The 9811-nt window shown below is 67.1% G+C and carries 12 protein-coding genes and 1 pseudogene; 6 read left to right on the top strand and 7 right to left on the bottom strand.

Translation table 11 applies throughout. The annotated features are described in order from the left end of the window. Positions 1 to 337: 337 nt before the first annotated feature. The 4 genes from ADBZ6K_RS24305 to ADBZ6K_RS24290 form a co-directional block, all read right to left on the bottom strand. Positions 338 to 1024 (bottom strand): sensor domain-containing protein, encoded by a 687-nt coding sequence (locus ADBZ6K_RS24305; protein WP_526351523.1) that lies wholly within the window; start codon positions 1022 to 1024, stop codon positions 338 to 340. 219 nt (positions 1025 to 1243) lie between these two features. Next, positions 1244 to 1456: a hypothetical protein gene (locus ADBZ6K_RS24300; RefSeq protein WP_526351521.1), complete on the bottom strand. Its 213-nt coding sequence runs from the start codon at positions 1454 to 1456 to the stop codon at positions 1244 to 1246. Positions 1457 to 1462: 6 nt separating this feature from the next. Continuing rightward, the gene (locus ADBZ6K_RS24295) at positions 1463 to 2005 is read right to left on the bottom strand and encodes a hypothetical protein (RefSeq protein ID WP_526351519.1); all 543 of its coding nucleotides are present in this window, start codon (positions 2003 to 2005) and stop codon (positions 1463 to 1465) included. Then, entirely contained in the window at positions 1987 to 2247 is a 261-nt protein-coding gene (locus tag ADBZ6K_RS24290) for a hypothetical protein (RefSeq protein ID WP_526351517.1), read from the bottom strand. Before ADBZ6K_RS24290 ends, ADBZ6K_RS24295 begins: the two co-directional genes overlap by 19 nt. Positions 2248 to 2319: 72 nt before the next feature. Here ADBZ6K_RS24290 and ADBZ6K_RS24285 point away from each other — a divergent pair. Continuing rightward, a pseudogene (locus tag ADBZ6K_RS24285) lies at positions 2320 to 3085 on the top strand (class I SAM-dependent methyltransferase). Between the two features lie 64 nt (positions 3086 to 3149). On the opposite strand, the gene ADBZ6K_RS24280 reads toward ADBZ6K_RS24285, so the two are convergent. Continuing rightward, positions 3150 to 3359, bottom strand: a complete 210-nt coding sequence (locus tag ADBZ6K_RS24280) for a hypothetical protein (protein ID WP_526349528.1) — start codon at positions 3357 to 3359, stop codon at positions 3150 to 3152. Positions 3360 to 3520: 161 nt separating this feature from the next. Here ADBZ6K_RS24280 and ddaH point away from each other — a divergent pair, with 161 nt between their 5' ends. Beyond that, a complete protein-coding gene (gene ddaH, locus ADBZ6K_RS24275; protein ID WP_526351515.1) occupies positions 3521 to 4279 on the top strand; it encodes a dimethylargininase in 759 nt (252 codons plus the stop codon). A 21-nt stretch (positions 4280 to 4300) separates the two neighbouring features. Here ddaH and ADBZ6K_RS24270 read toward each other — a convergent pair whose 3' ends face one another. After that, the gene (locus ADBZ6K_RS24270; protein WP_526351513.1) at positions 4301 to 5227 is read right to left on the bottom strand and encodes an EamA family transporter; all 927 of its coding nucleotides are present in this window, start codon (positions 5225 to 5227) and stop codon (positions 4301 to 4303) included. Between the two features lie 76 nt (positions 5228 to 5303). Between ADBZ6K_RS24270 and ADBZ6K_RS24265 the strand changes: the two genes are divergently transcribed. Next, positions 5304 to 6227 carry a LysR family transcriptional regulator gene (locus tag ADBZ6K_RS24265; protein ID WP_526351511.1) on the top strand — a complete coding sequence of 308 codons (924 nt, stop codon included), beginning with the start codon at positions 5304 to 5306 and terminating at the stop codon, positions 6225 to 6227. On the opposite strand, the gene ADBZ6K_RS24260 is transcribed toward ADBZ6K_RS24265, so the two are convergent. After that, the gene (locus ADBZ6K_RS24260) at positions 6210 to 7127 is read right to left on the bottom strand and encodes a LysR family transcriptional regulator (RefSeq protein WP_526351508.1); all 918 of its coding nucleotides are present in this window, start codon (positions 7125 to 7127) and stop codon (positions 6210 to 6212) included. The two genes, ADBZ6K_RS24265 and ADBZ6K_RS24260, sit on opposite strands and share 18 nt — an antisense overlap. A gap of 93 nt (positions 7128 to 7220) precedes the next feature. On the opposite strand from ADBZ6K_RS24260, the gene ADBZ6K_RS24255 reads away from it, so the two are divergent. The 3 genes from ADBZ6K_RS24255 (at position 7221) to ADBZ6K_RS24245 (ending at position 9800) form a co-directional block, all read left to right on the top strand. Beyond that, positions 7221 to 7910: a type 1 glutamine amidotransferase domain-containing protein gene (locus ADBZ6K_RS24255; protein ID WP_526351506.1), complete on the top strand. Its 690-nt coding sequence runs from the start codon at positions 7221 to 7223 to the stop codon at positions 7908 to 7910. 274 nt (positions 7911 to 8184) lie between these two features. Beyond that, a complete protein-coding gene (locus ADBZ6K_RS24250) occupies positions 8185 to 9006 on the top strand; it encodes a shikimate 5-dehydrogenase (RefSeq protein WP_526351504.1) in 822 nt (273 codons plus the stop codon). Continuing rightward, positions 9003 to 9800, top strand: coding sequence for a DeoR/GlpR family DNA-binding transcription regulator (locus ADBZ6K_RS24245; protein ID WP_526351502.1), 798 nt, complete (start codon positions 9003 to 9005; stop codon positions 9798 to 9800). The genes ADBZ6K_RS24250 and ADBZ6K_RS24245 overlap by 4 nt, the downstream gene beginning before the upstream one ends. Positions 9801 to 9811: the final 11 nt, after the last annotated feature.

Genomic DNA, 9811 nt, shown 5'->3' with positions numbered 1-9811 from the left:
CAGCCAGCGAAAACCCTGTGGAATTACCGGCACCAAATCGGAGCTCAACGGCCTGCGGCGATTCTGCGCTCATCGCACTCCGTCTGCTGCACGAGCACGGATGGCGTCAACAAAGCCAGCCGCCGCACCGCACGCCCCAACGACTAACAGCGCCGCAATTGAATTACTTAATGAAAGACTGTGGAAAAACCTCAGGAAAGCCGTGGAACCGACCGCAGTTTTGCTGCGTCACCCAGCGCACCCGGTCGCAGGTACCATCAAAGTCTTGTGGCCGCCGAAGTCACGTTCGTCGGATCCGTGATCTGAGGGCAACGGCCCACTCCGCTGATTCGGCCCCTCACCACCGCGCGTCGATATTGGCGGCGATCTGGTCGGCGATCTTCACCGCCGAATCACCCGGCTTGGCGCTGCAGGTGTTGATGTCGATGACCACGTTGTTGGTCAGCGTCAGTGCCCGTCCGCATCCCCAGCCCGGGGCGGCCGCCTCGTGCAGGGTCGCGACGGTGCTCAACGTGTTGTTCTCGTTGGAAATCGGTCCGGCCGACCACTCGGTCCCGCTCTGTGTGTGCGTGTACTGACTGCAGCCCGGCCATTGGTTTGCGGAAGCCTCGAAGAACGCGCCGGCCAGTTCGACGGTCGGGAACATCACCACCGCCTTCTTGGCGTAGTGGGTGAACCTGTCGCCGTTGTTCAGGCTCTGATCGCGTTCGGCCCAGAAACCGCTGTTGGCGTACACCAGTGACTCCGCCGCGCCGTCGATGGCGAGGCACTGGGGAGGAGCCATCGTCGTGCTGTTGTCCGACATCGCGGTCTGCGTTCCGGTTACCGCCATCCCGGTGGTCCCCATCGCGAAGCCCACCAGGCCGGGGCTGAGGAGCAATCTGTCGAGTTCCCGCTCGACGACGGGACGCGGAATGATGCTGCGCGTGGTGGCCGGCGTCTCGGCGTTGACGGTGGACGTCGCGCATCCGGCGCTGAGAAGGCAAATGACGGCCAGCGCAAGTGCGTTCACGTGTTGACGCATATGTACCTCCGCATTCCAGCTCTGCCCAACCGATGGTGTGGACCGCGACGACCGCACCGGCGCCGGTGGCACCTAGAACGACATGGTGCAGCCGCGCCGCCGACGCGCCGAGGGATTAACGGTGTTTCGCGGCGACTGGGATCGAACTGTGACGCCGGGTTGTCCGCACTGTTTTCTTCCCCGCGGCGCCGTCGTGCGCCGAGCCGGAATCCAGGGTCGTTACGTCGTGGGTTTGGCGACCGTGGCTTCGGGTTCGACGCAGGCGGCATCCCACCAGTCGAGGACCCGGGTTCCGAAGAGCGTCAGCCATTTCGACGGTTCACCCGCGGGCACATCCACCTCGAACCAGACCCGCCCGGGATGCCGGAATGCTTGTAACCAGGTGCCGGCCGGCTGCCGTGCCTCCCGGATGCGCTCGATCGCGTCCGCCATCCGAGATCAGCGCTGGCCGTCGACGATCGCGGCCTGTCGGAAGTAGTCGGCCGCGTTGAGGATGCTGTACATCCAGCGGGACGGGTAGGCGAAGCGGTCCACCCACGGCCCCACCGGTTCACCTGTCGACAACCGGCGGTAAAGACTCCGCGCCAGGAGGTACTCCTCTCCCCTGCGCCGCGACGCACGGGTGGCGTCGGTGCCGCCGGTCGTCGCGTCGTAGGCGAGCAGACCCTTGAGGGCGTTCAGTGTGGAGTGAAACGACGATCGGGTGGACCCCTCGACCCACTCACAGTTCCAGCCGCCGTCGGGTAGTTGATGCTCGACGAACCAATCGGCGATCCCGTCGATCTCGGCGCCGAGCCACACCCCGTTGGCCAGCGTCCACGCGTTGATGCAGCAGTCGACTTCGCCGCCCCAGTAGGGCAGGTCGTCATACTCCCACCGGGAGTTCGCGTCGAGCAGCTCGACGGTCCGGCGCGCTTGCAGGACAGCGGGATCCACTCCCCACTGCCGCAATGAGTTGAGCGTCACGTGGTCGCCGTCCACGGCCCGGCACCCTCGTGCGCTTCGGGGCCGTCGAAATCGAAGTCGCCGGGGAAGAACGCTCCCCCAGCCCACTGGCCGTCGCCGTCCTGCAGTGCCAGCAATTGCGCGCCGAACCCTTCGGTGGCTACGCGCGCCCGGGTCGCCTGCCAGATCGCCGCCGGTTCGCTCAGGAGATCGCGCTCGACCTGCCAGCGAAGGGCGGGGTCGGAGTCCAGCAGCCACCCGGCCAACGGCTCAGCCACGATGAAACGACACTAACTACCCGGGTCACGTCAAGCGCCCAACGAATACCCGATCACGGGCATTCTTGGGATATGCCGGAGCCATTGCTGCACACCGACCGGCGCCGGGCGCGGTCCTTCGGTGCAGTCGCCGACGACTACGACCGATATCGTCCCGAGTATCCGCGCGCGCTGATCGCCGACCTGGTGCCGCGACCGGGTATGCGGGTGCTCGACGTCGGCGCCGGAACCGGGATCGCCTCGGCGCAGCTGCTCGCGGCGGGCGCCGACGTCCTCGCAGTGGAACCCGACCCGCGCATGGCGCGCATCGCCGCGCGAAAGGGAATTCGGGTCGAGCAGAACACATTTGAGGACTGGCGACCCGCGGGCCGGTCATTCGACCTGGTGGTGTTCGCGCAGTCGTTTCACTGGGTGGCGCCGCGCTCCGCGCTGAGCAGGGTCGCCGCCATCCTCGATGAGGGCGGCCGACTCGCCCTGCTGTGGAACCGCATTACGCCGGTGTCGCCGTCGCGCGAGGTTCTGGAACGGGCGTATGCGGGTTGCCTCGATGCGCCGCAACGGCCGGCGGTCGACCCGGCCGGTGACACGCGCCTGACGGCGATGATCGACGAATGCGGCTTCGACAGTGAGGAACGCCGCGTCGTCGAAGGAGTGCCACTACCCCACCGACGACTGGCTCAACATGGTCTGCACCTATTCCAACGTCCTCACACTGGAACCGCAGACCCGGGCCGAGCTGCGGGCACGCCTCGCGCGATCCATCGGGGACGGCGGGGTGCGGGCGCGCAACGACGCTGTCGCGGTCGTGTGCCGGCTGCGCCACCCCACGCCCAACTAGAAGAAGCCAGGGTCGTCGAAAGCAGTGTGCTTGACGACCCTGGCTTCGGTTTCGGCGCTGCGGGTCAGCGGCCGCTGTGGCGGACGCTGGTGTCGACCTGCGGGACGTTCACCTGCGGCTGCAGGTCGTTGAGCCAGCCCAGCCGGTCCACACCGGCGGAGATGGTGTTACCCGGCTCCAGGACCGGAAGTGTGGCGTTGGCCGGGGCGGCCAGCCCGAAGAAAGCGGTGGCGAGGGCGCCTGCGGCGAAGGTGGCGAATCCGAACTTCTTCATCTCGATCACTCCTGTGGTGTCTTATCGGCTTCGGGGTTTTCCGTGCCGGTCTGACTGTGTAAACCAGCAGGTCAGCGCATTAATTCCGGTGGCAGCAATTGACCGCCGCGTGGCAGAAACCCGTCGGCAGACGACCCAAAGTGACATGCGACGATCGCCATATGCCGACAGCCATCGTCCGCCCTCCCTCACCGCAACTCACCGACGGCGAGGTTACCTACCACGAACGCCAAACGGTCGACAGCGACGCCGCGTCCCAACAATGGCGCCACTACGTCGCGTGCCTGTCCGACGCGGGCTTTGACTGTGTGGAACTGCCCGCCGCAGACGACCACCCGGATGGGGTATTCGTCGAGGACACCGTCGTCATCGTCGGCGACACCGCCATCCTCACCCTCCCCGGCGCGGCGAGCCGGGCGGGGGAAGTCGCGTCGATGAAGCGGTTCCTGACCGACCGCGGGATGGCGCTTGCCGAGATCACGGCACCCGGTCACCTCGACGGAGGTGATGTGCTCAAAGTCGGGACCACGATCTACGTCGGCCGCAGTAGCCGGACCGACGACGAGGGAATCCGGCAGTTCGCGAGCCTCGCCGAACCGCTCGGGTTCACCGTCGTCGCGGTGCCGGTCGCCGGGGCCCTGCACCTCAAGACCACCCTCACCGCGTTGCCGGACGGAACGATCATCGGCTACGAGCCCTACGTCGCCGACCGCTCCCCCTTCGACACCTTCCTGCCGATTCCGGACGCCCTCGGCGCGTCGGTACTGATCCTGGACGACACCCGGGTGCTGATGTCCGATTCGGCGCCGGAAACGGCTCAGCTGCTCGAAGATCGAGGACTCGGCGTGGTCACGGTGCCGATCACCGAATTCGAGAAGATCGAAGGCGGTGTGACTTGTTTGTCGGTGCGTATTCGCTAGCGGCGCAACATCTCCCGGACCCTAACTCCCACAGGGCGACAAGGTCGCCGGCTGCGCATGAGACGGGACGGGATTGGCGGGCAAGGTGTTCCGGGACCGCGACGGCCACTGCATCACCAACACGGCACCCAGTACCAGCACTCCCCCGACCAGCTGGACCGTGCCCAGGGAATCACCGACCACCAGGGCCGCCAGCGTGACGGTGACCACCGGCTCCATCGAGGACAGGATGGCTGCCGCCGACGGACCCACCCGGGCCAGTCCGGCGAAGAAGCAGAGGATCGCCGCGACGGTGCTCACCAGAGCGATCGCACCCAACCACGCCCACCCAGCCGGCCCGAATCCGAACTCCGGGCCGCCGCGCACGATCGATGCGAGCGCGAACGTACCCGCCGCGCCGAGGCATACGAACGCCGCCAATGCCACCCCCGGCATCGATGCCCCGATGCGGTCGCCGACAAGTATGTAGACGGTGTACGCGAGGGCGGCGCCGAAGCCCATAACCGTGCCGAGCGCGTCGAGCCCGCCGGCCGCCGCCCCCGCGAGCACCAGTGCGGTGCCCGCCAGCGCGATGAGCAGCGCAGCGACCCGGCGCACCGACGCGCGTTCGCGGCCGAGCGCGACCGCCGCGATCAACACCAGGACCGGGTAGACGTAGAGGATGAGCGCGAGCAGCGAGGCGTCCATCCGCGTCAGGGCGGCGAAGTACAGCCCCGACTGTGTCGCATAGCCGATCGCACCCATCCCCAGCCCGGCGAGAATCGCGCGGCGCGGGATCCCGCGGAGGGCACCCGTGGCCGCGGCGACCGTCAACAGCAGGGCCGCTGCCAGGGCGAACCGCACCAACAGCAGGTCGCCGACCCCAACGCCGGCGTCGTAGGCGAGCTTGCCGAAGATCGCCATCGCGCCGAACCCAACGGCGGACAGCAGGCACAGTAGTGGACCCATGGACTCATGGTGGCAACGGAAGAACGTTCACGTCCATTTCCCATATATGGACTGATCTATGTAGATTCTCTTTACAATGTTGGACCTGCATCGCCTCAAGCTCCTCCGTGAGGTCGACGCCCGCGGCACCATCCACGGCGCGGCGCGGGCGCTCGACTACACCCCGAGCGCCATTTCCCAGCAGCTCGCCGTGCTCGAGCGGGAGGCGGGGGCGAAGCTTCTCGAGCGCAGCGGGCGCAACGTACGCCTGACCGACGCCGGGCGGGTGCTCGTCCGCCATGCCGCACTTCTGCTCGACGGGGTCGAGGCGGCCGAGGCGGAGCTGGCGGGCATCGCCACCGGGCGGCCGGCGGGCGTCGTCCGCATTGCGGCCTTCCAATCGGCATTCCTGCGCATCGTCGCGCCGGCGATGGCCGCACTCGCGGTGAGCAATCCCGACATCCGGGTGGAGGCGACGGAGCTGGAAGTGGAGGAGGGGGTGCCCGCGCTGCGCCTACAGCAACTCGACGTCGTGATCGGTGACGAATACGAGAGCCAGCCGCGCCCCGTGCATGCCGACCTGACCCGCGAAGCGCTTGTGCACGAACAGGTCCGGCTTGTCCTAAGCGCCACGCACCCCCTGGTGACGAACGGCCCGGTGTCCATGGCACGCCTCGCGGATGCGGCGTGGGCGGCGAGCCTGCCCGGCACGGGCCACCGCGAGATGCAGATCCAGGCCTGCCGACGACTCGGAGGGTTCGAGCCCGACCTACGGTACGGGTCAAACGACTTCCTGATTCAGTTGGAGCTGGTCCGCTCGACGGGCGCCTGCGCGCTGCTGCCCGACCTGGTGCTCCAGTACGGCGCGCCCGGCGTGGCCGTGTGCGCGATCACGGAGGGCACCATCGCGCGAGAAGTGTTCCTGCTGACGCGGGCGACCCGCACTCCGGCGGTCGAAGAAGCCGCGAACGCACTCAGGGCCGCGGCGTCGAACTCCCCGTCGCTATCGCCACGCGGGTGAGGCCTGCAGCAGGGTGCGGTAGACGAGGGCGACGTTGGGCCGGGATGCGTCGGCGGGGCGGCGTACCAGGTAACTCGTGTTCGTGGGCGGGTCGTCCGGCTTGACGAGCTCGACCAGCGCTCCGCTGTCCAGGAAGCTTCGGCACAGGTAGTGGGGAAGGGCCGATATGCCCGCTCCTGCGACGACGGCTGACACGACGCCGCGAAGATCGGGGATCACCAAGACCGGCTCAGCGTCGAGTCGGGTGGCGAACACGTGGCGCCAGTAGCGCCGGAGGATGGGCAGGTCGTGGGCGTACGCGACGAGCGGTATGTCCGCCAGATTCTGTGCGTCGGCGGGTCTCGCGAGTTCGCGGGCAAACTGCGGGGCGCCGACCAGGACGAAGTGCTCCCAGGCGAGGGGCTCGGCGCGAAGTGCGCGGCCCCGTGGCCGGTTCGTCGATATTGCGAGGTCCAGCCGGCCACTGAGCACCCGCTGGAGCAGGTCCTCGGCCAGGCCGACCGAGGCGTCGATCCGAACGCCCTCCCGTGCCAGTTTGGCGAGCGCAGGCAACGCTTCGGCCGCGAGAAACTCCGACGGTCCGCCGAGCCGCACGGGCGGCTGGGGTTCGTTGTGCGCGAGTTCGCCGGTGACCCCAGCGACGGCGATTCTCAGCGCGTCGAGCGGAGCGGCGACGCGTTTGGCCAAGTCGTCGCCCGCAGGTGTGGGCGTCACACCACGCGGTAGGCGCTCGAACAGGCCGAGCCCCAGGGTCTTCTCCAACGCGCGCACCTGCTCCGAGACGGTTCCCTGCGCCAGCCCGAGTGCCCGGGCGGCCTCAGTGAGCGTTCCCGCCCGGTGCACGGCGAGGAAGGTGCGGAGGTGGTCGACGCTGAACCTATCGGATTTCCGATCGATCACATCGGAATTCTATTGGAACAGTGAGCGATCTCGCGCGTTGTCTCAATCGGCGGCCCGCGAGTCGCGCTGGCTGCAAACCGATGAGGAGGTTCGATGTCCACCATCTTGTTCGTCGTCACCGGAGCGACGCACTGGACGCTCAGGGATGGCACGCAGCACCCGACCGGCTACTGGGCGGAGGAATTGCTGACGCCGTATCGGGTCTTGACCGAGGCGGGACACGATGTCGTCTTCGCGACCCCGGGTGGCGTGGTCCCGTCCGTGGACGAGGCTAGTCTGGCCCCGGACTACAACGACGGCGCAGACGTCGGGCCTGCGCTTGCCGAGATCGAAGGGCTATCGGCGCCGCTGAAGCTCGACGACGTCGACGCGGCGACCTACGACGCCGTCTATTACCCGGGCGGCCACGGGCCGATGGAGGATCTCGCGGTGAACCCGGCGTCGGGGTTGCTGCTGACCGCTGCGCTCGACTCCGGCAAACCGCTGGGCGTGGTGTGCCACGGCCCGGCGGCGCTGCTGGCCGCTGTTCGGGCGGACGGCGCGCACACCTTCGCAGGCCGCAAGATCACCGCGTTCTCCAACGAGGAGGAGCGCCAGGGCGGACTTGCAGACAAGGCGAGCTGGCTGCTGCAGGACCGGCTGAGCGGAATCGGAGCCGACGTGTCGGTCGGCGAACCCTGGGCCGCACACGTGGTCGTCGACGGAAATCTTGTCACCGGGCAAAACCCCGCCTCGTCGCGGCCGGTTGCCGAGTGTCTTCTCGAGCAACTGGCGACGAAGTGACGTCCACTGGGCGGCGCGTCGCGTGAGCGCTGTCCGCGCCCGCAGGTCGCGGGGTTGCCGTTAGATCATCCCGACCCGACCCTGCGACCGATCGCGCCGCCCAGTGGATGTCCGAACCCATTTGTAGTGCTCTTTGTATGCATGCGTGATCGTGATCATTTCTTGCATTTTCCAGTGACTCACGACATACTTCACCGTATTCGGACACAAACTACGTCCGTTTCTGTGGTTACCGGTTCGGTGGCCGCATTCCACGCGGCGATTCAGGGGTTCCATGAATGTCATTGATCGCGACACGGTGATGTGTATGTCGTTGGCGGCTCGGCCGGGTAATCACGGCAACCGATTCCACAACTACCTGTACGCCGAACTCGGTTTGAACTACATCTACAAGTCGTTCAGCTCGTCGAACGTCGGGGACACGATCGCCGGAATCCGCTCGCTCGGCATTCGGGGTATCGGTGTGTCGATGCCCTACAAGGAGGCGGTGATCCCGTTTCTGGACCATCTGGATGCATCGGCACAGGCGATCGAATCGGTGAACACGATCGTCAACGACAACGGGGTGCTGACGGGCTACAACACCGACTTCATCGCCGTGCGCCTGCTGCTGGACCGGCATGAGGTCCCTACGGATACGCCCTTCGCGCTGCTCGGAGCAGGGGGGATGGCCAAGGCCGCGCTGGCAGCGCTCCGCGATGCGGGGTTCGCGGACGGGGTGGTCGTGACACCGCGAAATCTCGAGCGCGGGTCTCGGCTGGCGGCGCGCTACGGCGTACGGGCGGTGGCCGACCTCGGCAGCCTCCGCCCGCGGTTGCTGCTGAATGCGACGCCGGTGGGCATGTCCGGGGGACCCGAGGCGGATCAGCTGGCCTTCGCGTCCGACATCGTCGCCGCGGCCGACTACGTCTTCGATGTGGTGTACATGCCTCGCGACACACCGCTGGTGCGCGAGGCGCAGCGAGTCGGCAAGCGGGTCATCACCGGCGACGAGGTGATGCTGCTTCAGGCGTTGGAGCAGTTCGTGCTCTATACCGGGGTACGCCCGTCGTTGGCCCAGGTCGACGAGGCCGAAAGTTACGCTGCGGCGCCATGATCGCCGACATCGAAGACGGCAGGGACATTCCCCGATTCGCCTCGGAACGTCACCAGCAGATGCTGGACATGGTCCGGCTCGGGGGGCGCGCCGACGTGACGGCGCTGGCCGAGCATTTCGGCGTGACACCGGAGACGATTCGCCGCGACCTGGGAGTGCTCGAGCGCCGGGGACTCGTGCGGCGAGTGCACGGTGGAGCGATCCCCGTGCACCGGCTCGGATACGAACCGACACTCGCTCAGCGGCTCCGAACCCTACCCGACGAGAAGGCCCGCATCGCCCAGGCTGCGATCAGGGAGCTTCCCGACGGCGGAGCCATTGCTTTGGACGCCGGCTCGACGGTCGGAAGGATGGTCGAACTTCTTCCCCAGGATGTCGAACTCATCGTCGTGACGCATGCTCATCCTCTCGCGGGTGCGTTGGCGAGCCTGCCGAACGTCACCCTGCACCTGGTGGGCGGCGTGGTGCGCACCAAGACGATGGCTGCGGTTGGACCGTGGGCCGAACGCGCCTATTCGGAAGTCCACGTCGACGTGGCCTTCATCGGTGTGAACGGCCTGAGCGTCGAAAATGGTCTCAGCACGCCTGATATCGAAGAGGCTGCGGTCAAGAGCACCATCATCGGGCACGCACAACGAGTCGTCGTTCTGGCTGATCACACCAAACTCGGCCGCAACGAGTTCGGTGTCATCGCTGGACTCGAACGAGTGGACGCGATCATCACCGACGCGAAAGCGGATCCGGCCCTTGTCGCGGAGTTCGAATCCAGTGGCGTCCAGGTGATCGTCGCCTGATCGCCAGTACA

It is taken from the genome of Mycobacterium sp. (assembly GCF_044223235.1).
Classification (GTDB): Bacteria; Actinomycetota; Actinomycetes; order Mycobacteriales; family Mycobacteriaceae; genus Mycobacterium.
Note: the sequence above shows the minus strand (reverse complement) of the source record. Positions and strands in the feature narration are given on the sequence as shown.